25 protein-coding genes are annotated in these 21837 nt (G+C 69.6%); 9 read left to right on the top strand and 16 right to left on the bottom strand.

Annotation, left to right across the window (positions count from 1 at the left end; genetic code table 11):
• Window positions 1-4 precede the first annotated feature (4 nt).
• From JWP60_RS22845 to JWP60_RS22835, 3 genes are read right to left on the bottom strand one after another with little or no spacing between them, the layout of a single operon-like run.
• Entirely contained in the window at window positions 5-1093 is a 1089-nt protein-coding gene (locus JWP60_RS22845) for a dipeptide ABC transporter ATP-binding protein (RefSeq protein WP_299796545.1), read from the bottom strand.
• Window positions 1090-2103, bottom strand: a complete 1014-nt coding sequence (locus JWP60_RS22840; protein WP_299796542.1) for an ABC transporter ATP-binding protein — start codon at window positions 2101-2103, stop codon at window positions 1090-1092. Before JWP60_RS22840 ends, JWP60_RS22845 begins: the two co-directional genes overlap by 4 nt.
• Window positions 2103-2819: a DUF1028 domain-containing protein gene (locus JWP60_RS22835; protein WP_299796539.1), complete on the bottom strand. Its 717-nt coding sequence runs from the start codon at window positions 2817-2819 to the stop codon at window positions 2103-2105. The genes JWP60_RS22840 and JWP60_RS22835 overlap by 1 nt, the downstream gene beginning before the upstream one ends.
• A 251-nt stretch (window positions 2820-3070) precedes the next feature.
• Between JWP60_RS22835 and JWP60_RS22830 the strand changes: the two genes are divergently transcribed.
• The 3 genes from JWP60_RS22830 (at window position 3071) to JWP60_RS22820 (ending at window position 6437) form a co-directional block, all read left to right on the top strand.
• Window positions 3071-4054, top strand: coding sequence for a tripartite tricarboxylate transporter substrate binding protein (locus tag JWP60_RS22830; protein WP_299796536.1), 984 nt, complete (start codon window positions 3071-3073; stop codon window positions 4052-4054).
• Between the two features lie 104 nt (window positions 4055-4158).
• Entirely contained in the window at window positions 4159-5130 is a 972-nt protein-coding gene (locus JWP60_RS22825) for a tripartite tricarboxylate transporter substrate binding protein (protein ID WP_299796533.1), read from the top strand.
• Between the two features lie 23 nt (window positions 5131-5153).
• Entirely contained in the window at window positions 5154-6437 is a 1284-nt protein-coding gene (locus JWP60_RS22820; protein ID WP_299796529.1) for a RidA family protein, read from the top strand.
• A 9-nt stretch (window positions 6438-6446) separates the two neighbouring features.
• Here the strand turns inward: JWP60_RS22820 and JWP60_RS22815 are convergent, their stop codons facing one another.
• The 3 genes from JWP60_RS22815 to JWP60_RS22805 all read right to left on the bottom strand — a co-directional run bounded on the left by JWP60_RS22815 (window position 6447) and on the right by JWP60_RS22805 (window position 9039).
• Window positions 6447-7394: an alpha/beta fold hydrolase gene (locus tag JWP60_RS22815; RefSeq protein WP_299796526.1), complete on the bottom strand. Its 948-nt coding sequence runs from the start codon at window positions 7392-7394 to the stop codon at window positions 6447-6449.
• A 238-nt stretch (window positions 7395-7632) separates the two neighbouring features.
• A complete protein-coding gene (locus tag JWP60_RS22810) occupies window positions 7633-7905 on the bottom strand; it encodes a YkvA family protein (RefSeq protein WP_299796679.1) in 273 nt (90 codons plus the stop codon).
• A gap of 522 nt (window positions 7906-8427) precedes the next feature.
• Window positions 8428-9039 carry a DUF1080 domain-containing protein gene (locus tag JWP60_RS22805; RefSeq protein ID WP_299796523.1) on the bottom strand — a complete coding sequence of 204 codons (612 nt, stop codon included), beginning with the start codon at window positions 9037-9039 and terminating at the stop codon, window positions 8428-8430.
• A gap of 143 nt (window positions 9040-9182) precedes the next feature.
• On the opposite strand from JWP60_RS22805, the gene JWP60_RS22800 reads away from it, so the two are divergent.
• Entirely contained in the window at window positions 9183-10097 is a 915-nt protein-coding gene (locus tag JWP60_RS22800; protein ID WP_299796520.1) for a diacylglycerol kinase family protein, read from the top strand.
• 14 nt (window positions 10098-10111) lie between these two features.
• On the opposite strand, the gene JWP60_RS22795 is transcribed toward JWP60_RS22800, so the two are convergent.
• From JWP60_RS22795 to JWP60_RS22765, 7 genes are all read right to left on the bottom strand, one after another.
• On the bottom strand, window positions 10112-10360 hold the full coding sequence (locus JWP60_RS22795; RefSeq protein ID WP_299796517.1) for a hypothetical protein: 249 nt from the start codon (window positions 10358-10360) through the stop codon (window positions 10112-10114).
• Window positions 10361-10415: 55 nt separating this feature from the next.
• On the bottom strand, window positions 10416-10949 hold the full coding sequence (locus JWP60_RS22790; protein ID WP_299796513.1) for a Mut7-C RNAse domain-containing protein: 534 nt from the start codon (window positions 10947-10949) through the stop codon (window positions 10416-10418).
• The gene (locus JWP60_RS22785) at window positions 10946-12394 is read right to left on the bottom strand and encodes an amidase (protein ID WP_299796510.1); all 1449 of its coding nucleotides are present in this window, start codon (window positions 12392-12394) and stop codon (window positions 10946-10948) included. Before JWP60_RS22785 ends, JWP60_RS22790 begins: the two co-directional genes overlap by 4 nt.
• A gap of 51 nt (window positions 12395-12445) precedes the next feature.
• Window positions 12446-13138 (bottom strand): SGNH/GDSL hydrolase family protein, encoded by a 693-nt coding sequence (locus JWP60_RS22780; RefSeq protein WP_299796506.1) that lies wholly within the window; start codon window positions 13136-13138, stop codon window positions 12446-12448.
• Between the two features lie 75 nt (window positions 13139-13213).
• A complete protein-coding gene (locus tag JWP60_RS22775) occupies window positions 13214-13912 on the bottom strand; it encodes a TerC family protein (protein ID WP_299796503.1) in 699 nt (232 codons plus the stop codon).
• A 7-nt stretch (window positions 13913-13919) separates the two neighbouring features.
• Entirely contained in the window at window positions 13920-14054 is a 135-nt protein-coding gene (locus tag JWP60_RS22770; RefSeq protein ID WP_299796500.1) for a hypothetical protein, read from the bottom strand.
• 41 nt (window positions 14055-14095) lie between these two features.
• Window positions 14096-14449, bottom strand: coding sequence for a YXWGXW repeat-containing protein (locus JWP60_RS22765; RefSeq protein WP_299796497.1), 354 nt, complete (start codon window positions 14447-14449; stop codon window positions 14096-14098).
• Between the two features lie 355 nt (window positions 14450-14804).
• On the opposite strand from JWP60_RS22765, the gene JWP60_RS22760 reads away from it, so the two are divergent.
• From JWP60_RS22760 to JWP60_RS22750, 3 genes are all read left to right on the top strand, one after another.
• On the top strand, window positions 14805-15113 hold the full coding sequence (locus JWP60_RS22760) for a hypothetical protein (protein WP_299796494.1): 309 nt from the start codon (window positions 14805-14807) through the stop codon (window positions 15111-15113).
• An 83-nt stretch (window positions 15114-15196) separates the two neighbouring features.
• On the top strand, window positions 15197-15880 hold the full coding sequence (locus JWP60_RS22755; RefSeq protein ID WP_299796491.1) for a response regulator transcription factor: 684 nt from the start codon (window positions 15197-15199) through the stop codon (window positions 15878-15880).
• 180 nt (window positions 15881-16060) lie between these two features.
• Window positions 16061-16417 (top strand): hypothetical protein, encoded by a 357-nt coding sequence (locus tag JWP60_RS22750; RefSeq protein WP_299796488.1) that lies wholly within the window; start codon window positions 16061-16063, stop codon window positions 16415-16417.
• A gap of 15 nt (window positions 16418-16432) precedes the next feature.
• Here the strand turns inward: JWP60_RS22750 and JWP60_RS22745 are convergent, their stop codons facing one another.
• Both JWP60_RS22745 and JWP60_RS22740 read right to left on the bottom strand, forming a co-directional pair.
• A complete protein-coding gene (locus JWP60_RS22745) occupies window positions 16433-17167 on the bottom strand; it encodes a SapC family protein (RefSeq protein WP_299796485.1) in 735 nt (244 codons plus the stop codon).
• A 25-nt stretch (window positions 17168-17192) separates the two neighbouring features.
• Window positions 17193-18497 (bottom strand): hemolysin family protein, encoded by a 1305-nt coding sequence (locus JWP60_RS22740; RefSeq protein ID WP_299796482.1) that lies wholly within the window; start codon window positions 18495-18497, stop codon window positions 17193-17195.
• 85 nt (window positions 18498-18582) lie between these two features.
• Here JWP60_RS22740 and JWP60_RS22735 point away from each other — a divergent pair, with 85 nt between their 5' ends.
• Both JWP60_RS22735 and JWP60_RS22730 read left to right on the top strand, forming a co-directional pair.
• The gene (locus tag JWP60_RS22735) at window positions 18583-19506 is read left to right on the top strand and encodes a DUF2971 domain-containing protein (RefSeq protein ID WP_299796479.1); all 924 of its coding nucleotides are present in this window, start codon (window positions 18583-18585) and stop codon (window positions 19504-19506) included.
• Window positions 19491-20321, top strand: coding sequence for a symmetrical bis(5'-nucleosyl)-tetraphosphatase (locus JWP60_RS22730; protein ID WP_299796476.1), 831 nt, complete (start codon window positions 19491-19493; stop codon window positions 20319-20321). Before JWP60_RS22735 ends, JWP60_RS22730 begins: the two co-directional genes overlap by 16 nt.
• Window positions 20322-20493: 172 nt before the next feature.
• On the opposite strand, the gene JWP60_RS22725 is transcribed toward JWP60_RS22730, so the two are convergent.
• Window positions 20494-21837: DEAD/DEAH box helicase (locus JWP60_RS22725; protein WP_299796473.1), on the bottom strand; the 1344-nt coding region annotated here is incomplete at its 5' end.

Below are 21837 nucleotides of genomic sequence, written 5' to 3'. Positions count from 1 at the left end.
CCATTCAGGTTGGGGGCAGCAAGGCGGGATCGTGGGCAATGAAGGCGGCCTGCAGGCGCTCGAGGCGCTGGCGCGCGGGCGTGAAGGCGATCGGCCGCGGCACTGCAGCGCGCTGCTGGATGTCGCGCCAGAAGTGGCAGGCTGCGGCGTGGCCGTCAGCGGTGGCCTCCAGGGGCGGCGTCAGTTCCGAGCACAGGGGCTGCGCATGCGGGCAGCGCGTATGGAAGTGGCAGCCGCTCGGTGGCTGCAAGGGGCTGGGCACGTCGCCCCCGAGCACGGCGCGCTCGCGCTGCAGCGTGGGGTCGGGCCGCGGGATCGCGGCGAGCAGCGCCTGCGTGTAGGGGTGCCGCGGATTGGCAAACAGCGCGTCCTTGTCGGCGCTCTCGACGATGCGCCCCAGGTACATCACGGCCACGCGGGTGGCGATGTGCTTCACCACGGCGAGGTCGTGCGCGATGAAGACATACGCAATCCCGAAGCGCCGCTGCAGGTCCTGCAGCAGGTTGACCACCTGCGCCTGCACCGACACGTCCAGTGCCGACACGGCCTCGTCGCAGACGATCAGCCGCGGCTCCACCGCCAATGCACGCGCAATGCCGATGCGCTGGCGCTGGCCGCCGGAAAACTCGTGCGGGTAGCGCTGCGCGTGCTCGGGCGCCAGGCCCACGGTGTGCAGCAGTTCGGCGACGCGCTGCGCCTCGCGGCCCGCGTGCAGCCCGTGCAGGCGCAGCGGCTCGGACAGCGTCTGGCCGACGGTCATGCGCGGGTTGAGCGAGGAGTACGGGTCCTGGAAGATGATCTGCAGCGCCCTTCGTTGCGCGCGCAACTGTGCGGTGCCGAGTGCCCGCAGGTCGCGGCCGTCGAACTCGAGCCGGCCGGCGGTGGGCTCGATCAGGCGCAGCAGCAGCCGGCCCAGCGTGGACTTGCCGCAACCGGACTCGCCGACGATGCCCAGCGTCTCGCCGGGGGCGATCCGCAGGTCGACACCATCGACGGCGCGCACCAGCCCGCTCACCCGGCCCAGCAGGCCGCGCCGCACCGGGAAGTGCTTGACCAGCCCTTGCGCCAGCACGAGCGGGGCGGCTGCCATCATGCGAGCGCCACTGCCTGCGCCGGCTGCGGCAGCAACGCGTCGGGATCGAGCGGCGCGCGCCAGCAGGCGGAGAGATGCGCGTCGCCGACCGCCATCAGCGGCGGATCGTCGCTGCGGCATTTTGCGATCGCGAAAGGGCAGCGGTCGGCGAAGTTGCAGCCCGTCGGACGCTGCAGCGGACTCGGCACCTGTCCCTCGATGGAGGCGAGCCGCTCGCGCGCCACGTCCAGCCGTGGGATCGAGCCGAGCAGGCCCACGGTGTACGGATGCTGCGGCGCCTCGAAGATGGCGCGGGCACTGGCGCGTTCCACGATGCGGCCCGAATACATCACGGCGACCTCGTCGGCGACTTCCGCCACCACGCCGAGGTCGTGCGTGATCAGGATGACGGCGGTGCCGGTCTCGTCGCGCAGCACGCGCATCAGCTCGAGGATCTGCGCCTGGATCGTGACGTCCAGGGCTGTGGTGGGCTCGTCGGCGATCAACAGGCGCGGCTTGCAGGCCAGCGCCATGGCGATCATCGCGCGCTGGCGCATGCCGCCCGAGAGCTTGTGCGGGTATTCGTGGAAGCGCTGCTCCGGCGCCGGGATGCGCACCTGGCGCAGCACCTCGATGGCGCGGGCCTGCGCCTCGGCGCGCGAGCTGCGGCGATGGCGCAGCAGGCCCTCGACGATCTGGTCGCCGATGGTGAAGGCGGGATTGAGCGAGCTCATGGGCTCCTGGAAGATCATCGCCATGCCGTTGCCGCGCAAATCCAGCAGCTCGCGCTTGGGCGCGCCCACCAGTTCGCGGCCTTCGAAGCGAATCGAGCCGGCCGTGATGCGGCCGGGCGGATCCGGCACCAGGCCCATGATCGACAGCGCGGTGACGCTCTTGCCGCAGCCCGATTCACCGACGATGGCCAGCGTCTTGCCGGCGTCGACCGAAAAGCTCACGCCGTCCACGGCGGGGAAGTCGCCCTCGTCGGTGCGGAACTCGGTGCGCAGGTCCTGCACTTGCAGCACCGGCATCAGCGCTCGCCTCCGCGTTCACGGTGGAAGCGCGCGATGCGCTCCTCGATGACCGTGCGGTCCGTGATGCCCGCGGAGTCGCTGCGGCCGGCCAGGCAGGCCATGAAGGGCTGGTAACGCTCCAGGCTTTTCTCGTAGAGGCGACGCAGTTCCTGCAGCGGCTCGGCGTGGTCGTCGACCCGCAGGTCGAGCTGCGGATAGTCCTCGTCGGCATGGATGCGCAGGGCCGCCGCCTGCTTGCCCCGCTTGTCACCACCGGCCGCTTCACCGGCCTGCATGGCGGCGAGCAGTCGCTCGGCGAGATCGCGGCCACGGGTGGCGGCGAATGCTTCAGCCGTGGCGGCGACCACCTGCGGGCCGGCCAGCATGTTGCCGGCAACGCTGAAGTCCTCGCCCAGGTGATGGCCGCACCAGTCGACGCAGGCCGAGCCCGTCCACGCGGCGGGCCGGCCGCGCGCCGGCAGGATGTGCAGCTGGCGCTGGTCGCGCCCGCGGTCCGCGGCGGTCAAGGTGGCGATCGCGTCCTGCGGGGTGCTGCCGTGCGCGAGCAAGGCCAGGCCCTGCGGCCCGTACAGCGGATTCATCAAGGCCTGGGTGGCAAGGGCGGCGACGCCACGCTGCGTGTGCACGCACAGGGCTCCCACCGCGAAGAACCGGCTCGCGATGGCGACGCCGAGGCGTCCGCTGTCGTCGCGCGCCAGAATCGACCAGGTCATTGCCGCAATCCTTGTGGTGGGCCGTCGGCCCGGGCAGCAGCCATTCTGAGCACAAATGCACAAGCCGCCAAGGCGGCTTCACCGGGGACGCTGTCGATCTCCTGACGGGCGCACACCGGCCGCGCGCCAGATCGTCGACGGCGTTCGGCCGCGTAGTCCCTGGCGCCAGGCCGCAGGCGCGCGCCGGGTGCAACCCTGATGCGCTGCCGCGGCGGGGCTCGCAGAATCGCCGCTCCACTGGGAGTCTTGCGATGCGCCTTTCCGGTCCCGCTCTGGTCCTCTGCACGATGCTGGCCGCGGCCGCACCCGCCCTGGCGCAGGGCCAGGCGGCGGCGCAGAACTATCCGTCCCGGCCGATCAAGCTGATCGTGCCCTTCGCGCCGGGCGGCTTCACCGACGTGGTGGCGCGCATCGTCGGGATGAAGATGTCGCAGTCGCTGGGCCAGCAGTGGGTGATCGAGAACAAGGCCGGCGCCGGCTCCACCATCGGCAGCGACTTCGTGGCCAAGGCGCCGCCCGACGGCTACACGCTGCTGATGGTTTCCAGCACGCACGTGATCAGCCCCTGGATCTACCGGAACCTGCCCTACGACCCGATCAAGAGCTTCACCGTGATCGGCAAGCTGGTCGACTCGCCCTACGTGCTGCTGGTGCACCCCAGGGTGCCGGTGAAGAACGTGCGGGAATTCATCGCGCTGGCGAAGGCGCAGCCCGACGACATCCACTACGCCTCCTCGGGCAACGGCAGCGCGCAGCACCTGATGGGCGGCCTCTTCGTTGCCATGACCGGCGCGCCGCTCAAGCACGTGCCTTACCGGGGCAGCTCCGGCGCGGCGACCGACCTGGTGGCCGGCGTGGTCGAAAGCAGTTTCGCCGGGCTGCCCAATGCCCTGCCCCAGGTAGCGCAGGGCCGGCTGAAAGCCCTTGCCGTCACTACGGCGAAGCGGGCGCCGCAAATGCCCGACGTGCCCACCATGCAGGAAGCCGGGGTGCCGGGCTACGCCGCCTCCGTCTGGCTGGCGCTGCTGGCGCCGGCGGGCACACCCCCCGAGATCGTGCGCAAGCTCAATGGCGAGATCGCCAAGGTGCTGGCCGCGCCCGACACGAAGAAGGCCTTGTTCGATGCCGGCGTGGAGGCCACCCCCACCAGCCCCGAGGAGATGTCGGCGTACCTGGGCGAAGAGCTCGCGCGCTGGGGCAAGGTGGTGAAGGACGCGCACATCCGGTTGGAATGAGCGGCCGGCGCCTTGGCCTGAACTGACAGGGCGTGCGCAAAGGGTTGCCAGCATCCGCGTGGTGGCCCACCATCCTGCCCTGTAGGTCGCAAGCAGGAGCCGCCATGAGTCCGTCCCCCACCCGCCGCCGCGTGCTGGCGGCCGCCGCACTTGCGCCGTGGGCAGTGCGGGCGCAGGCGGGCTATCCGAACCGGCCGCTGCGCATCGTCGTTCCCTATTCCGCCGGCGGCGCCTCCGATGCACCGATGCGCGTGATCGCGCAGGAACTGGCGAAGCAGCTGGGACAGGCCGTGGTCGTCGAGAACAAGCCGGGCCAGGGTGGCCTGATCGGCAGCGAAATGGTGGCGCGGGCCGCCCCCGATAGCTACACGCTGCTGCTGGCCTCCAATCCCCAGACCATAGGCGCGAGCCTGTACGAGAAGCTCACCTTCGACCCGGTGGAAGACTTCGCGCCGGTGTCGCTGTTCGGGCGCGAGCCCAGCGTGCTGGTGGTGCATCCCTCGCTGCCGGTGCGCACCCTGCAGGACTTCATCGCCTATGTAAAGGCACGGCCGGGCGAGGTGAACTACGCGTCTTCGGGCAATGGCAGCGCGCAGCACCTGTTCGTTGCCCGGTTTCTCTCGGCGGCGGGGCTGAAGATGGCCCACGTGCCCTATCGCGGCAGCGCTCCTGCGGTGCAGGACGTGCTGGCGGGCCAGGTGCCGATGGCGATGCCGGGACTGGCGGCCATGGTGCCCTACATCCGCGAGCAGCGGCTGCGCGCGCTGGCCGTGACCGGCACCGCGCGCTCGCCGTTGCTGCCCGCCGTGCCCACGCTGGCGGAGTCGGGCTTCCCCGGCTTCGAGGCCTATGTCTGGTCGGGACTGGTGGCGCCCAAGGGCACGCCGCCGGCGCTGATCGAGCGCCTGCATCGAGAGCTGGCCACGGCGCTCGAGGCGCCAGCGGTCAAGGCCTTCATGGAGCAGGCGGGCATCGAGCAGGTGACCACCTCGCCGGCCGAGATGCTGGCCTTCATGCGGCAGGAAAAGGAACGCAGCGGCAAGGCGGTACGCGCCGCCGGCCTGCGCGTGGACTGAAGCAGGAACCAGAAGGAAGCAGGATGGCGTTGGAGAAGTTCGGCACCCGCGAATATGCGGGCGGCGTGGTGCATGCGCCCTTCGTGCGTGCCGGAAAATGGGTATTCGGCACCGGGCTGCGCGCGACGCTGCCGGACGGCCGGCTCGACCCGGACGTGGTGCGCAGCACTCGGCCCCTGGGTGTGCCGCCGCAGTCGCAGCGCGAGGCGGCAGCCATCTTCGCCACCATGGCCCATCACCTGCACCTGGCCGGCAGCAGCCTGGAGCGGGTGGCGCGCCTCGACCAGTACTACCCAGACCCGCGCGCGGTGGACCCGTATCACGTCGCGCGCAAGAACGTGCTGGCCGGGCGCGTCTCGCCCAGCACCTCGATCATCGTCAACCGGCTGCTGAACCTGGATGCGGCCATGGACCTGCAGGTGCTGGCCGCCACCGATGCCAGCGGTTACCAGCTGCGCCAGGCCGCAGCGGGCAGCGGGCTGCACGTGCCTGCCACCTCGGGCTATGCGCCGCACCTGCGGGTGGGCGACCTGGTGTTCATCGCCGGCCAGTTGGCGCGCGATGCCAGCGGGCAGCTGGCCGCCGAGGCGCAGGTCCCGGCGGGCCAGCAATGGAACGGCACGGGCATTCAACTGGAGACCGACTACCTGGTGCAGCACCGCCTGGTCCCGGCGCTCACCGACGCCGGCAGCCGGCTCGGCCTGGTGCTGAAGGCCCAGGTCTACCTGAGCCAGCCGGACGATCTACCGGCGTTCTGGCTCAGCTGGTCCAAGGCCTTTGGCGGCCGCGTCCCGCCCACCACCGTGGTGCCGGTGCGGCATCCGGCCTTCGGCACCAGCGCCGCGACCGTGGAAATCAACGTGGTCGCCGCGCATGAGTCCGCGGCCGACGCGGTGCGCGACATCGATTGCGACGTGGAGCTGATCGCCGGCGACATGATCCCGGCGCGCGCGTTCGACGGCCTGCTGTTCGTGGCCGGCCTGATGGGCATTGCCGACGGCGGCATCTGCCCCAGCGCGCAGGTGGATCCCTCGGCGCCCTTCTACCAGGACAGCGCCGCCGCGCAGATGGCGGATGCGCTGCGCAAGGCCACGAAGATCTTCGCGGCGGCGGGCTCGGATCTGTCGCAGGTCACGCGCGCCTTGCACTTCCACGGCGACCTGCGCGACTTCCGCAATTGCCATCTCGCGTGGGACCCGGCGCTGCGGGCCGAGGGCATTCCATTCACCGCGGTCGAAGTGGCGCAGCAGATGTTCGCGCCGGGGGCGCGAGTGGTCCTGGATCTCTGGGGCCACGTTCCCGAGTAGCGCCATCCTTCACGCATACACCTGCGGCGGCTGCGTGAAGAACGCATGCAGGATGTGATACACGTTCTGGTAGTTCTTCTGCTGGAAGCTCGCGTGCGAGATGCCCTTCATCACCGCGAACTGCTTGTCGGAGTGCCGCAGGCGCTTGAAGAATTCGAGCAGGTCGTCGAAGCTGGCGATGCCGTCCCATTCCCCGCGCATCACGATGGTGGGCACGGCGATCTCCTGCGGATCCACCAGCGGCAGCTTGGAGCACATGTCGACATAGGTGCCCGTCGGCATGGAGTTGTCCAGCGTCAGGATGGCCTGGGCAAAGGCTTCGATCACGCGGTCTTCGGCCGTGCCCGGGTGGTCGCGGTTGAAGATGCTGTAGACGAAGTCGCGGTCGATCTTGCGGCGATGGGCGCCGGTCCACTCGGCCATCTTCTCGCGCCGCTTGGCCAGCGTGGGGCTGCCCTCGCCGGTCCAGACGAAGGCGTCGAGCGCGAGCCGCGCCACGCGTTCCGGATGGCGCTGCGCGAACAGCGCGCCCTTGAGCGCCCCCGAGGAGATGCCGTAGACCATCAGCTGCCTGCTGCGCGCGCGCTGCAGGATGTACTCGGTGCCGGCGGCCAGGTCGTCGGCGCCGTTGGCGATGTCGAAGTTGATCTCGCGGTGCTTGCTCGAGCGGCCGTAGCCCTCGTTGTCCATCGTCCACGTGTCGAAGCCGCGCTCGCGAAACCAGTCCATCGCCGACGAATCGGCGCGCCCCGGCACCGACAGGTCGAAAGTCGGTTGCGAGGCCATCGACGAGCCGTGCACGAAGAGAATGGTGCCGCGAAAGGGCACGCCCGCGGCCGCCGGCTTGTGCCACAGGAACAGGTCGATCTCGCCCTGCTTGCGCGTGGTCCAGTGTTCCTCGCCGCCGCTCCAGCGGATGTCGTTGCCGGGAAGGCCGGAGGAATGGTCGGTGGGCATCGCCTGGATCTCCTGAGGTGCTGTTGGGATGCGCCATCATCTGGAAAGGATGCGCAAGGCACAACCGGGAAAATGCGGGCAGTCCGGCCGCCGTCAGCAGAAGATCAGGGCCAGCCAGGCGGGGTCGTCGAGGAAATTCAGGATCACGTAGCCGCCCAAGCGGTAGGTCCAGTATTCGGCGAGCGGGAGCAGGTCGGTCAGGGGCACGCCGCGAGTTTACGGTCGCGGCCTGCGGGCTTCAGCGGCCGCGGGCAGCCGCGGCCTGCGCGATGTGTGGCGGCAGGCGATTGAGCAGGAAGCGGATCGCCAGCGGCACCAGCACCATGTCATCCAGCAGGCCGATGCCGGGAATGAAGTCCGGGATCAGGTCGATCGGCGAGATCACGTACAGCACGATCAGCGCCGTGCCCAGTTTCAGCCAGCCCGGTGCGCCCGGATGGCGCAGCGCGAACCACAGCGTGCGCGCGTCCCCGCGCAGCACCGACCACAGCAGCGTCAGGCGTTTGAACAACATGGCATCTTTCCGGTATCGGCCCCGGCGGGGCCTTGCGAGAGCGTACATGGGACTCGCCAGCCCCGCTGCAAGACCGATCCCCGCGCGCAAGCGGCGGTCGCGCGACACAATCGTCCCCATCGTGAAAATTCGTGCATCCGTCCTGGCCGCGCTCGTGCCCACCCTGCTGCTGGCGGGCCTGCTTGGCCGCGAGTTCTACTGGCGCTCCGCCCACGATCTGCTCAAACCGCAGGCCAGCGCGCCCGATGGCGCCCACGTCGCGGAAGTGCGCGCCTTGCCCCAGGCGCGCGGCCGCGCGAGCGGCGTGTACCTGCGGGGGCGCTACGCCTGGCTGCGCAGCCTCTCGCCGCGGCTGGTGTTCGCCGGCGACTGCGAGGAGGTGGACACGCGCTGGTTCGGACCGCACCGCCTCGTGATCGACTGCCAGCTGCGCTCCGGAGAGCCGCAGCTGTTGCAGGACGTGGTCGACGGGGTGGCGATCGAGCTGCTGGTGGAGCGGCAGTTCGCGTGGACACCCGGTCAGAGCGAGCGGATCAGCACCTTGCGGAACTTGATCGGGCCGCCCGGGCGGTCGTTGGCGCCCAGCCCGTACTGCAGCGCGATCGGGCCCTGCGCGAACTTGCTGTCTTCCACGTCCACCGTGCGCACGCCGTTGAGCACCACCGTCAGGTGGGAACCGCGGGCCGTGATCTCGTAGACGTTCCACTGGCCGCCGGCCTTCGGCATGGGCACCACCTTGGCCACGTTGACGATCGCCCCGGTGCCATAGCTGGGGTCGGGTCGCTGGTCGAAGATGTTGACCTCATACGCGGTGGCCGCCGCGATCTTCGCCGGCTCGGTGGCGCGCAGGAAGACGCCGCTGTTGGTGGTGGCGTCGGCCCAGAATTCGGCGCGCAGCTGGAAGTCGCGATAGGGCTTGCGCGACACCAGGTAACCGCCGGCGCCCCGGTCGGCGACGATGGCGCCCTGCTCCGCCCGCCAGTTGGCCTCGCCGATGCGGTCGAAATTGGCCAGCCCCTGCTCGCCGTCGATCAGGGTTTCCCAGCCGGCGTTGCCGGACATGCCCATGCCGGCGCAGCCGGCAAGCGTGGCCGCGCAGAGCGCCGCGGCAAGGAAGGTCGAACGTTTCATGGCGTCTCCTCGAAAGGAGGCCATGCTACTTTCGGCGTATCGCCGCGATCCCGGGGTATTCACTGAAGGCGCGCGCGGGCGGCTGTGGCAGCACGGGTCGCCAGCCCGACGCCAGGCGGCGTCGGAGGGTATGCTCGCGCCCGATGCCCATCGACGACCTCCGCCGCCAGCCCCTCGTGGTCCTCAACGCCAAGTCGGGCACCGGCTGCGGCCCCGAGCTGGCAGACGAACTGCGCGCCCTGTTTCAGCAACACGGCATGGACGCGGAGGCGGTGTTGGCGCACGGCGGCGACGCGCTGTTCGAGGCGATCGAGCGAGCGCGCGCGCACGGCACGCGGCTCATCGTGGCGGGCGGCGGCGACGGCACGCAGAGCGCGGTGGCCTCGCGGCTGGTCGACACGGACCTGGTGCAAGGCGTGCTGCCGCTGGGCACGCTGAACCACTTTGCCAAGGACCTGGGCGTGCCGCTGAAGCTGGAGGATGCGGTGCGGGCGCTGGCCGAAGGTGCGGTGCGGCAGGTCGACGTCGGCCAGGTCAACGATCGCATCTTCATCAACAACTCCAGCATCGGCCTGTATCCGGAGATCGTGCGCGAGCGCGAGTTGCAGCAGCTGCGCCTGGGCAAGAGCAAGTGGCGGGCGCTGGCAAGCGCCACCCTGCATGCCACGGAAGGCAATCCCGGGATCGCCGTGCGCATCGCAACGGAAGACGAGCAGCACCTGCGGCGCACGCCCTTCGTCTTCATCGGCAACAACCGCTACATCATGGAAGGCTTCGACATCGGCGCGCGCGAGACGCTGGATGCCGGCGAGCTCGCGCTCTATCTCGGCCGCCGGCGCGGCCGCCTCGGCCTGGTGCTGCTGGCGCTGCGGGCGTTGCTGCGGCGGCTGGAGCAGTCCGCCGATTTCGAGATGCTGGCCGGCGAGGCCTTCGAGATCACCACGCACGACCAGCGCATCCGCGTTGCGACCGATGGCGAGGTGGGGATGATGGATACGCCGCTGCACTACCGCATCCGGCGGCGGGCATTGCGGGTCATTGCGCCGGCAATGAAGTAGCTCCCGCGAGGCTCCTAGCGGCGCGCGAGCGCACCCAGGTCGCGTTCCAGTTCGCCTATCCAGCCGGCACCGCTTTCGTAGCAGCGGATCCAGCCCGGCGCCGACACCATGGCAATACCGGGCAGCGTGTCGCCTTCGGCCGCCGAGCCCGGCTCGAGCTTCGAGATGCACACCTGGCGCGCGGCCACTCCCGTGCGCTGCAGGGCCGCCAGCAAGGCGATGCGTTCGTCCAGAGGCAGGGCTGAGAAGGGGATGTACTTCATGGTTCCAGGTGGTAGGCGCCAGTGCAATCTAGCAAGCGGCCCCACCCGGCCTGTGTCAGCCCGGTAAACCCGGGGTGCGTCCTTTGGTTTGCGTAATTGTTCCCGATTCCACGTTGCTGACCCAAGCCGGGAGAACCCGTTCCAGAGCTGCGCGCATGCGGCGGACATGCGAGCCTTCCCAGTAGCTGCGGCCGCATTGCGGGCAGCGCCGCACCGGCCCCGGCACACCGAGCATGCCGGCGGGCAGCAGCGCCTGCGCCTGCTCGGGATCCAGTTCCTGCAGCGGCGCATTGCACAGGAGGCAGCGCGTGAACAGGTCGGTCGGCGCAGCGAGCGCCAGTGTGGTGACGACGGCGTGCAACTGTTGCAGTGGGTCGTCATGCCGGATCTCCAGCGCCCGCTCCGGCCGCAGATCGCGCAGCAGGTGGCGGTCGCGCGTGAGCAGCACGCGCTGCTGCGCATTGGCCTGCTGCACCAGCACCGGATCGGCCAGGCTCTCGTCGTACGAAGTGTCGTAGCCCAGCGCGCGCAGCCAGCGCGCGAGGCGGCCCAGCATCGCATCGGCGGCGAAGCGGGGCGAGTCGCTCAAGCGGGATGCGCCAGCGCTGCAGGCCGCACGTGGGACCAGGGGGCGATGCGCTCGCAAGCGCGGGCCAGCGCCAGCACCCGCAAGTCGGAGCGCGGCGGCCCGGCCACCTGCATGCCCATGGGCAGGCCCTGCGCCCCGAAACCCACGGGCACGCTGGCGACCGGCAGGCCCGCCAGCGTGAACGGGGTGACGATCTCCATCCAGCGGTGATAGGTGTCCATCGCGACACCGGCGATCTCCTTCGGCCAATGCTGTTCCGCCGGGAAGGGAAAGACCTGCGCCGAGGGCGCGACCAGGTAGTCGTAGCGTTCGAACAGCTTGCGAAACGCCTGGTAGACCTGCGTGCGCTGCACCGAGGCCTGGTACAACTGCGCCGCCGTGAGCTGGAAGCTCTGCTCCACCTCCCACTGCGCCTCGGGCTTGAGCAAGTGCTGCTGCTGCGCGTACAGCGGTGCGAGCTTGCCGCCCACCAGCATCTGGCGCAGCCGCAGCCAGGCGTTCCAGTTGGCCTCGCGCGGCACATCGAGCGTGCAGGGCTCCACCTCGAAGCCCGCGGCCTGCAGCTTCTGCAGCGTGGCCGCGCAGAGAGCGGACACGCCCGACTCCAGCGGCAGGTCGGGCCAGAGGCTGCCCAGCCAGCCGATGCGCTGGCCGGGTTCGCACGCGATCGGGTCCTCGCCCGCCGGATCGGGCCAGGCTTCGGCCAGTGACAGCGGTGCCCGGTCGTCCCAGCCGGCCATCGTGATCAGGAGGCGCGCGACGTCTTCGCTCGTGCGCCCCATCGGACCTTCGGTACTGAGCTGCTGGAAGAAGACGTCTTCCGCCGGCACTGCGGGCACGCGCCCGCGCGAGGGACGCAGGCCGAGGACGTTGTTGAAGGCCGCGGGATTGCGCAGGGAACCGCCCATGTCGCTGCCGTCGGCCACCGGCAGCATCTGCAGGGCCAGCGCCACCGCCGCGCCGCCGCTGCTGCCGCCGGCGCACTTGGCAGCATCCCAGGCATTGCGGGTGACGCCGAACACCGGGTTGTAGGTGTGCGAGCCCAGGCCGAACTCGGGCGTGTTGGTCTTGCCGATGACGATCGCGCCGGCCTTCTTCATGCGCTGCACGAACAGGGCGTCCGCCTGCGCCATCCGCAAGCCGATCGCCGGCGAGCCCATCGTGGTGGGCAGGCCGGCGACGTCGCTCAGGTCCTTCACCGCGATCGGGAAGCCGTGCATCCAGCCGACGATCTCGCCGCGCGCAAGCACGGCATCGTGCGCATCGGCTTGCGCCAGCAGCGTGTCGGCATCGCGCAGCGACACGATCGCGTTGTGCACCGGATTGAGGGCGGCGATGCGTTCCAGCGACGCCTGCATCAGCGCACGGCACGACAGCTCCCGCGCGGCAATGCGCCGCGACAGGGTGGAGGCATCGAGATTCAGGATTCCTTCGGCACGGGTCATGGCGCTATGGTGCCCGAAGGCCGCGCCTGGGCGCAGCGGGGTTGCCCCGGATCAGGCGCGGCCGAGCACCAGGGGCAGGAAGACGCGGCGCACTTCCGAGGCGCCGCGCAGGCTCGGCTCGATGGTGTGCGTGAACCAGGAGGCATCCCCGTGCAGGAAGTGCGCATGCAGGTCCGCCAGCGCCCCTTCGCGCGTCGCCACCTCCGCCAGGATGCGGTTCACGCGCTCGTGGTTCGCGCGGGCGATGCGCGCCTCCACGCCGAGGAAGTTGCGGCTGTCGTCGCCGAAGGTGGGGTCGTAGACCGTGCCGACCAAGAGCGGCCGCACCGGCAATGCGCGCACGAACTCCTGCAGCGTGCGCTCGAAGGCGCGCATGCCGGCCCCGGTGTCCGCGGCAAGTCCGCGCAGCAGGTCGTTGCCGCCAACGGTGAGCATGGCGACGGCGGGTCCGGCGACCGGCCGCACGCCTTGCAATTGCCGCTGCAGGCCGTCGACCGTCGCGCCATCGACGGCGCGATGTTGCAGCCGGCCACCGTGCCTGGCCTGCAGGTCCTGGCCGCGGAAGTCGGGGAACAGCGCGTCGTCGTTGCGCACCAGCAGTTGGCCGGGCTGCACGCCTTGCGGGTTGTAGTGGCCGCAGTCCAGGATGGAATCGCCGAAGGTGCAGACGGTGAGCGCGGGCGCCGAGGCGGCGAGGCCGGAACCGAGTGCGGTGGGAAGGGCGAGCAGGAAGCGGCGCAGCATGCGCACAGTCTGCAGCGCGCCGGCAGCCGGCTTGTCGTCTGCGCGCGGAACGAGGCGTAGGCGAGCCGGCGCGGCTCAGGCGGCGTGCTCGCCAGGCTCGCCCGCCGTGCTGCGCCTGGCGAGCCACTTGCCGACGGCGACGACGATCGCCGCGCCGATCACGGCGGCAATGCTCTGCAGGGTCTCGGCGTGCTCGCCGACGTAGGGCGCGATCGCCGGGTCGGACATCGCCATGTCGCCGGCGACCCAACCCAGTAGCGCGGCCCCCAGGGTGATGATGATCGGGAACCGACCCATCATCTTGAGCAGCAGCGTACTGCCGAACACGATCAGCGGAATGCTGATGATCAGGCCGATCACCAGCAGCAGCAGGTCGTTGTTGGCGGCCGCGGCCACGCCGATCACGTTGTCGATGCTCATCACCAGGTCCGCCACGATGATCGTCTTGATCGCGGCAAACAGGCCCGAATGGCCCTCGAGCTCGTCGTCCTCGTCTTCCTCCTTCAGCAGGCCGATGCCGATCCACAGCAGCAAGGCCGCGCCCACCAGCTTCAGCCAGGGTAGCGCCAGCAGCTTGACGGCGAAGAAGGTCAGCACCACGCGCATCACGATCGCGCCGACGCTGCCGAACACGATCGCCTTCTTCTGCTGCTGCGGCGGCAGGGAGCGGCAGGCCAGCGCGATGACCACCGCGTTGTCACCCGACAGCACGATGTTGATCAGGATGATCTTGAAAAGGGCAAACCAGAAGACGGCACTGGTCAGGAGATCCATGGTGTTCCTACCGTGCCGAGGGCGAGCACGCGGCCGGCCTCTTCGCCCGTGCCCGCCGCATGGACGCGTGGGCGGAATGGCCCGGCGCGCGCGCGAGCGCGTCGGCCAGCACCTTGTCGTCTTCAATCAGCAGGATGCGCATCGGAAGGGAATGCTAACGGTTCCTCTCCGGGGCACGGGCGCCTACTGGCGGTGCGGATTGTTGGGGCGTGCGTCCATGCGGTTCGGCACGCCGTCGCCGTCCCGGTCCCAGCCGCCGCGTTCACGCGCCCAGCCGCCATTGCGCGGGACCCAGCGATCCTCGCGCCAGCGGTGGCCGCGGCGCTCGGGGACCCAGTGCCCGGTGCGCCAGACGTAGCGGCGACCGCTCCAGTCCCAGATGCCCGGTATCCACACCATGCCGCGGCGCATCGGCGGCATGCGTTCCTCGCGCGGCGGCGGCGGTGCGACGCGCACGATCACCTGCGCCTCGGCCGCGCTCATCCAGCCGCCGAAGGACACGGCCAGCAGGCCACCGAGGAAGTCTCTCTTGTTCATGCTTCTGTCTCCTTTGCAAGGCCGGCACCCATGCACCGGCGAAGCCGAGCTTGCGACCGCGGCGCACGACCCCCCGTAGGACGGAGTCGATGCAGTGCAACCCGGGCTGTAAATGATGGCGCGGCACGCAGCATGTCACGCTGACGAATTGCGGCTGGGGCAGCCTACGCCCGCCGGACGCCGACGCTGTGTCGACTTCGCGGCAGCGACGGTGTCGAGGCGTGCTTGGCGGACGGCTGCGGCACCGCCTCTCCTACAGGTTCCCGCGAAGCTGCGTCGCAACATTGCGGCCATAGCGCAGACCTTCAGTCCTCATCCCGTCGCCTGCGGATGCGCTCACCTTCTGGAGTTTTCGATGAAAGCCGTTGTGTTCTGCGCCGCCCTCGCCACCCTGGCCGCCGCGCCGGTCTTCGCCCAGGACCTGATCGCCCGGCAGGGTAACGACTCCGTGCGGCTGTCAGAAGAGGCGTGCAAGAGCGACCTCGTCCTGAGCCGCATCGAACCCGGCGACGTAGGCGAATACCGCGCCGCTTCCGCCCTGTTCCAGGGCCAGCGCTTCAACGCCTGCTGGCGCATGATGGGCAACGCCGCCTACCTGATCTACGAAGACGGTGACCAGGGGGTGATCCCGGCCCAGGAACTGAAGCCCGAACTCTCCGCCTGACCGGCGGGAGTGCACGTTCGGCTCCGCCGCACCAAGGAAGCCGGGCCATGCCGTATTCTCGGAGCATCAGCTCCTGAGAACGCATGACCCGTGTCCTGATCGTCGAGGATGATCCAACCACCTCCGCCGCGCTCGCCGGCATCGTCCGGCGCCAGCAATGGGAGGCGCAAACCCGCGAGGACCTGGCGTCCGCGTGGGAGGCCCTGCGGACTGCTTCGTTCGACATCCTCGTGCTGGACCTGAGCCTGCCGGACGGCGAAGGTACGGACCTGCTGCAGAAGCTGCGCCGCTCGCCGGCCGGCGAACTGCCGGAGGCGAAGACGCCAGTGCTGGTGGTCTCGGCCCGCTCGCAGCTGCGCTCGCGGCTGACCGCGCTGGACCTCGGCGCCGACGGCTACGTGATCAAGCCCGTGCACCTCGAGGAGGTCGCCGCCGTGATGCGCGCCCTGCTGCGCCGGCGGACGACGCTCTCGGCCGGCCAGATCAGCTACCGCGACCTGGTGCTGGATCCGAACAACCGCTTCGTGCAGCGCGCCGGCACGCCGATCGAACTGACCGAGCAGGAGTTCGCCGTGCTGCTGGCCCTGCTGGAAGACCAGCCCAGGACGCTGAGCCGCGCCGACATCCAGGCGCGCAGCGGCAACCGGGTGGGCGATGGCAGCGCTGTCGAAGTGCACGTACATCACCTGCGCAAGAAGCTGGGCGACAACGTGATCCAGACCGTGCGGGGCGTCGGTTACCGCATCGCGGCGGACGACGGCGCGTAGGCGCGCGGCGTACGTTCGTGAGGGCTCACCTTCGGGCCCCTCCTTTTGGCCGAGGCTTTCGGCGCACCAAACCTCCCATCGAACGATTGTGAGGGCAGGTAGAAGGTGTTAGGAAAAGCACTACGGCCGTGCTGACCTTTCCCCTAGAGCGCGTGCAACGCAGCGTCGGACACTTCCTACATGCTTTCATTGACGTTTGTCTCGCTTCGCCGGCTGTTGGGCGGATCGGCCCAGCAGGCCGGCGCCAGTTCCTTCCAGGCCACCCGGCCCGCCCCGGCCCGCCTCCGCGGCGCTGGTGCCGATCTGATCTTTCGGCTCAAGGCGTGGCCGGAGCTCGGCGACACCGAGCGCACGGCCGAGATCTATCGCATCCTGTCAGTCATGAGCAGCCAACCCGTCAACCGGCAATGGCTGGCGGCGCGCTGCACGATGCCGGCACAGGACCTCGACAAGCTCCTGCGCCAGCTGGTCGCGCAAGGCGCGCTGGAAGTGATCGACCCGGCGCGTTTCGCCGGTCGCGAGCCGCTGCAGGCCTGAGCGGCCCGCGCTGCCTCAGCGCGCCGGCGCAGGCCTTTGCGCCATCCGGTCCACCAGCCGCTGCATGTTGGTCAGTGAGGCGAGGTGCACCGACACCAGGTGCAGCTCGCCGGTGCGAAACAGGCTCAGCACCGTGGCATCGGGCAGGGCCAGCAACTTCTTCTCGTCGACGATCAGCATGCCATTGACGGCATAGCTGCTGCCGTCGTTCAGGTCGGCGCGCGCATTCATCTCCGTCAACAGGCCGGCCTCGTCGAGCCGCTTGCAGAAAGCCTCGGTGCGGGCGTACTCGCGCTGGTAGTCGGTGAGGAAGCTGAGCGTGTTCTTCAGGTAGGGCGTCTCCTGGCCCTCGCCGTCGAACAGGGCCTCGCCCTCGCTCTCGGACAAGCCGGGACAAGCCTCGTCGATGCACACGGCCAGCTGCTGCTGCGGCGCCTGCGCCAGCACGAAGGGATAGCGGCGCACGAAGGCGGGGATGTAGCGCCCGTCCCAGCGGTCGCCCTCGGCCACGAACAGGTTTTCGCGATCGCGCATTCCCAGCAGCAGCACGGGCGCGGGCTGACCGCCGGTGCCGCTGCGCGTGAAGACGATCGCGTATTCCTTGGCAGCCTCGTTGAATTCCGCCGCCGCCACATAGACCGAGTTGGTGTTGCGGGCGAAGGCGAAGCCGGCGCCGGGGCGCACGCGGGTGCGGCGGTGCTTGTTGCGATCGAGCAGCGCGGGTGCCGCGTAGTTCAGGGGGTCGGCCATGTCTCTCCTCCTCAGGCAGTTCTTGTCAATCGCCGGCCGCGGCATCCGCGGGCTCCGGGACGGCCTGGGCCAGCACCTTGTCGATGCGCCGGCCGTCGAGATCCACCACCTCGAACACCCAGTCGCCGCAATCGATGCGCTCCCCCGGACCGGGCAGGTGGCCCGAAACGGCCATCAGCAATCCGGCCAGGGTGTTGTAGCGCCCCTTATCCTCCTCGGGCAGGTCGCGGATGTCCAGTCGGGCTTTCAGTTCCGAGACCGGCATCAGGCCGTCGAGCAGCCAGGAGCCGTCCTCGCGCCGGGTGGCCCAGGCCTGGGCGTCGGCGCCCGGTTGCAGCTCGCCGGTGATGGCTTCCAGCAGGTCGTGCGGCGTGATCAGGCCCTGCACCACCCCGTACTCGTCGACCACGAAGACCAGGCGCGAGGCCAGCCTGCGGAACTGCTCGAGCAGTTCCATGCCGCTGAGCGTCTCCGGCACGAACACGGCCGGCACCGCGTGCGGCTCCACCGGTCCCTCGTGGCCCGGGCCCAGCGAGATCAGGCGCGAGACGCTGATCACGCCCACCACGTCGTCCAGCGAGCCGCGGCACACCGGGTACCAGGAATGGGCCTCGCTCTCGCCGGCGCGCCGCAAGGCCTCGCGCACGCTGAGGGCCGCGTCGAGCCAGCGCACGTCCGTGCGCGGGACCATCATCGAGGTGAGCGCGCGGTCGTCGAGGTGGAACACGTTGCGCACCATCTGGTGCTCGTGGTGCTCGATCACGCCGGCATCCACCCCCTCTTCCAGGCTGTGCGCGATCTCCTCCTCGGTGACCATGCGCGGCGTGGCCTTGACGGCCAGCAGCCGCAGCGTGGCCTGCGTCGATGCGGCCAGCAATTTCACGAACGGCCCGGCCGCGCGCGACAGCCAATGCATCGGCCGAGCCATCCAGCGCGCAATCTGCTCCGGGTAGATCTGGCCGATGCGCTTGGGCACCAGCTCGCCGAAGATGATCGTGATGTAGGTGATGATGGCCACGACGACGGCGGTGGCCGTCACCGAGGCGGCGCGCTGCGACAGTCCCAGGCCGTGCAGCCACTGGGCCACGCCGGAGCTGAAGGCGGCCTCGCCGATGATGCCGTTGATGACGCCGATGGAGGTGATGCCCACCTGCACCGTCGACAGGAACTGGGTAGGCTGGTCCATCAGCTTGATCGCGGTCTGCGCGCCGCGGTCGCCATCTTCGGCCATGGCCGCCAGGCGCCCCCTCCGCGTGGAGGCGAGCGCCATTTCGGACATGGCAAACAGGCCGTTGACCAACGTGAGGAATGCGATCAGCAGGAAATCCATGAATCAGGACAGAATCGCAGGGAGACGGACTTTACTGCAAGGCATCGTGCCCGAAGACAGCCTCGACCGGGTCCTCTGGTCAGACATGCAAGCGCAGCCCGCCCCGGGCGCCGTTCCCCTGCTGGCCCATTACACGTCGATCGGCACCCTGGAGCGCATCGCGCAGACGGGGGAGATCTGGTTTTCCAACCCGCTCTACATGAACGACGTGGACGAGCTTCGCTACGGCATGAATCTGGGCCTGCACGCCGTGCGCACCCACACGGGCCTGCGCCAGGCCTGCCCGCCGGCGCATTACAACGCGCTGCTCGACGCCTTCGATGCGCTGTTCACGGCCTTCGACAACGAGTCGGCGTTCGACGTCTACGTCTTCAGCTGCTCCGAGCACGACGACAACATCGGCGACGACGGCCTGCTGTCGATGTGGCGCGGCTATGGCGGCGACGGCAACGGCGTGGCCATCGTGTTCGACATGTCGCAGTTGCTGGCCGCGCCCGCGCCGCTGCTGGTGCACCAGGTGGAGTACCTCTCGTACGAGGCCAGCGAGGACTGGATGGCGCACAAGCTGCAGCGCTTTGCGCTGGCCCTGCAGCGGCAGGGCGGCTCGGTGCAGGACATGGCCACCGCGGCCGCGGCCTTGTTCGAGCGCATCAAGCTGTTCGCCCTGTTCACCAAGCACCGCGGCTTCCACGAGGAGCGCGAATGGCGCATGGTCTACCTGCGCGAGCAGGACCTCGAGGACCGCTTCACCCAGCAACTGCACTACGCCATCGGTTCGCGCGGCATCGAGCCGCGGCTGCGCTTCAGCACGGACGCCCTGGGCGACGGCGAGCACAAGCCTTCGCTGGAGCAGATGGTGCAGCGGATCATCCTGGGTCCCGTGCTGGCCACCCCGCTGGCGGTGCGTTCCGTGGCCCGCATGCTGGAGCTGTACCAACCGCAGTGGGCCACCCGCGTGGCCCGCTCCACCACGCCATACCGCTCGCAACGCACATGGCCGATTACCTGATCGGCGACCTGCAGGGTTGCGACGCGCCGCTGGCTCGCCTGCTGGCAAGGATCGCCTATTCGCCGAGCCGCGACACGCTCTGGCTGCTGGGCGACCTGGTGAACCGCGGGCCCGCCTCGGCGGCGGTGCTGCGCCGCCTCTCGGGCTATGGCGCTGCGGCGCGCTGCCTGCTGGGCAACCACGATCTGAGCCTGCTGGCGGTGGCGCACGGGCATCGCGCGCCGCACCGCAACGACACGATGGACGACATCCTGCAAGCGCCGGATCGCGAGGCGATGCTCGAGTGGCTGCGGCATCGATCCATGGCCTTGCAGGCGCATGGGATCCTGATGGTGCATGGGGGCGTGCTGCCGCAGTGGAGCGCGCCGCAGGTCATGGGCCTGGCAGGGGAAGTCGAGTCGGTGCTGCGCGGGCCCGGGCTGGTCGACTTCCTGGCGCAGATGTGGGGCAACCAGCCGGATCGCTGGGACGATGGCCTGAGCGGCGCGAACCGCCTGCGCGTGATCGTGAATGCGCTCACACGCCTGCGCTTTTGCACGCCGGAAGGGGTGATGGACCTGAAGGCCTCCGGCGGACCGGAGCAGGCGCCGGGCGGACTGCTGCCGTGGTTCGAGGTGCCGGGGCGCAGGACGGCCGATGTGACCATCGCCTTCGGGCATTGGTCGACGCTGGGCTACCTGCGGCGGCCGGGCCTGATCGGCCTGGATACCGGCTGCGTGTGGGGCGGGTGTCTCAGCGCGCTGCGGCTAGCCGAAGACGGCGGGCACGAACTGATTCAGGAGCCGTGCGAACAGGCGCAGGCGCCGGGGGAGTGATCGTTGGCTGTCATTGCGGCCTCGAGCCGCAATCCACGACAGCGCCAATGCATGCGCAGCGTGGATCCCGGGTCGAGCCCGGGATGACATCCTTGCGACGGCGCGAAGGGCGCCCGGTTCTGGCTGTCATGTGGCCTCGAGCCGCCATCCACGACGGCAGCCATCGACGCGCTTATTCCGCCGACTTGAACAGCGCCGCCACCTTGCGCTTGGGCTTGATGTTCGCGGAGACGCGGCCGCTCGCCGGCTTGGCGCCGGCTTCCCAGGAAGGCGCTTCCTCGCGCTGCGGCGGCTCGTAGGGCTGCTCGAAGAAGGGGTCCTTGGGCGCACCGAAGGAACGCGACTCGCGGCGGCGTTCCTCGTTGCGCGCGGAACGGTCCTCGTCCTCCTCGCGCCAGGCCCGGCGGCCGTCGTTGATGCGGCCGCGCGGACGGTCTTCCTCGTACTCGATCGGCTCGATCTCGATCTTGCGCTTCAACAGCTTTTCCAGATCGGCCATGAGGCGCGTGTCGCTCGGCGACACCAGCGTCACCGCCAGCCCCGACGCACCCGCGCGACCCGTGCGGCCGATGCGGTGGATGTAGTCCTCGGCGTTGAACGGCACGTCGAAGTTGAACACCGCCGGCACGTCCTTGATGTCGAGGCCGCGGGCCGCGACGTCGGTGGCCACCAGCAGGTCGACCTCGCCCTTCTTGAAGGAGTCCAGCGCCTTCAGGCGCTCGTCCTGGCTCTTGTCGCCGTGCAGCGCCGTGGTCTTCATGCCCTCCCGCTCCAGCGAGCGCGCCAGCCGCGCGCAACCGAGCTTGCTGTTGACGAACACGAAGGCCTGGGTGATACCGCGCTGGCGCACGATCTGCTTGACGGCGCGCCGCTTGTCGTCGTCCACGACGCTGTAGAAATGCTGTTCGACCGTCGACGCGGTGGTGTTCGGCCGCGAGACCTCGATCACCACCGGGTCCTGCAGGTAGCTGCTGGCCAGGCGCTTGATCTCGGGCGAGAAAGTCGCCGAGAACAGCAAGGTGATGCGCTGCTTGGGCAGGAACGACAGGATGCGCTGCAGGTCGGGCAGGAAGCCGATGTCCAGCATCCGGTCGGCCTCATCCAGCACCACGTATTCGACCTGGTTCAGCACGGCATTCTTGGCCTCGATGTGATCGAGCAGGCGCCCCGGCGTGGCCACCAGCACTTCGACGCCCTTCTTCAGCTCCAGGGTCTGCGGCTTCATGTCGATGCCGCCGAAGACGACCGCGCTGCGCAGGTTGGTGTATTTGCCGTAGAGCTTGACCTGCTGCGCCACCTGGTCGGCGAGTTCGCGGGTGGGCAGGAGCACCAGGGCGCGCACCGGATGGCGCGCCGGCGAGGTGGAGGCATTCTCATGCTTCATCATGCGCTGCAGCAGGGGCAGCGCGAAGGCGGCGGTCTTGCCGGTGCCCGTCTGGGCGGCACCCATGACGTCCTTGCCCGCCAGCACCACAGGAATCGCCTGGGCCTGGATGGGGGTCATCGATTCGTAGCC

Source organism: Ramlibacter sp. (assembly GCF_028291745.1).
Classification (GTDB): Bacteria; Pseudomonadota; Gammaproteobacteria; order Burkholderiales; family Burkholderiaceae_C; genus Ramlibacter.
This window is presented reverse-complemented; position numbering and strand designations above follow the sequence as displayed.

Coding starts and splice junctions, on each gene's coding strand:
- JWP60_RS22775 (WP_299796503.1), bottom strand. CDS start 13,912: ATGGATCTCCTGACCAGTGCCGTCTTCTGGTTTGCCCTTTTCAAGATC.
- JWP60_RS22755 (WP_299796491.1), top strand. CDS start 15,197: ATGACCCGTGTCCTGATCGTCGAGGATGATCCAACCACCTCCGCCGCG.
- JWP60_RS22765 (WP_299796497.1), bottom strand. CDS start 14,449: ATGAACAAGAGAGACTTCCTCGGTGGCCTGCTGGCCGTGTCCTTCGGC.
- JWP60_RS22800 (WP_299796520.1), top strand. CDS start 9,183: ATGCCCATCGACGACCTCCGCCGCCAGCCCCTCGTGGTCCTCAACGCC.
- JWP60_RS22805 (WP_299796523.1), bottom strand. CDS start 9,039: ATGAAACGTTCGACCTTCCTTGCCGCGGCGCTCTGCGCGGCCACGCTT.
- JWP60_RS22740 (WP_299796482.1), bottom strand. CDS start 18,497: ATGGATTTCCTGCTGATCGCATTCCTCACGTTGGTCAACGGCCTGTTT.
- JWP60_RS22835 (WP_299796539.1), bottom strand. CDS start 2,819: ATGACCTGGTCGATTCTGGCGCGCGACGACAGCGGACGCCTCGGCGTC.
- JWP60_RS22780 (WP_299796506.1), bottom strand. CDS start 13,138: ATGCTGCGCCGCTTCCTGCTCGCCCTTCCCACCGCACTCGGTTCCGGC.
- JWP60_RS22760 (WP_299796494.1), top strand. CDS start 14,805: ATGAAAGCCGTTGTGTTCTGCGCCGCCCTCGCCACCCTGGCCGCCGCG.
- JWP60_RS22795 (WP_299796517.1), bottom strand. CDS start 10,360: ATGAAGTACATCCCCTTCTCAGCCCTGCCTCTGGACGAACGCATCGCC.
- JWP60_RS22735 (WP_299796479.1), top strand. CDS start 18,583: ATGCAAGCGCAGCCCGCCCCGGGCGCCGTTCCCCTGCTGGCCCATTAC.
- JWP60_RS22830 (WP_299796536.1), top strand. CDS start 3,071: ATGCGCCTTTCCGGTCCCGCTCTGGTCCTCTGCACGATGCTGGCCGCG.
- JWP60_RS22770 (WP_299796500.1), bottom strand. CDS start 14,054: ATGCGCATCCTGCTGATTGAAGACGACAAGGTGCTGGCCGACGCGCTC.
- JWP60_RS22840 (WP_299796542.1), bottom strand. CDS start 2,103: ATGCCGGTGCTGCAAGTGCAGGACCTGCGCACCGAGTTCCGCACCGAC.
- JWP60_RS22785 (WP_299796510.1), bottom strand. CDS start 12,394: ATGACCCGTGCCGAAGGAATCCTGAATCTCGATGCCTCCACCCTGTCG.
- JWP60_RS22745 (WP_299796485.1), bottom strand. CDS start 17,167: ATGGCCGACCCCCTGAACTACGCGGCACCCGCGCTGCTCGATCGCAAC.
- JWP60_RS22820 (WP_299796529.1), top strand. CDS start 5,154: ATGGCGTTGGAGAAGTTCGGCACCCGCGAATATGCGGGCGGCGTGGTG.
- JWP60_RS22845 (WP_299796545.1), bottom strand. CDS start 1,093: ATGATGGCAGCCGCCCCGCTCGTGCTGGCGCAAGGGCTGGTCAAGCAC.
- JWP60_RS22750 (WP_299796488.1), top strand. CDS start 16,061: ATGCTTTCATTGACGTTTGTCTCGCTTCGCCGGCTGTTGGGCGGATCG.
- JWP60_RS22815 (WP_299796526.1), bottom strand. CDS start 7,394: ATGCCCACCGACCATTCCTCCGGCCTTCCCGGCAACGACATCCGCTGG.
- JWP60_RS22730 (WP_299796476.1), top strand. CDS start 19,491: ATGGCCGATTACCTGATCGGCGACCTGCAGGGTTGCGACGCGCCGCTG.
- JWP60_RS22825 (WP_299796533.1), top strand. CDS start 4,159: ATGAGTCCGTCCCCCACCCGCCGCCGCGTGCTGGCGGCCGCCGCACTT.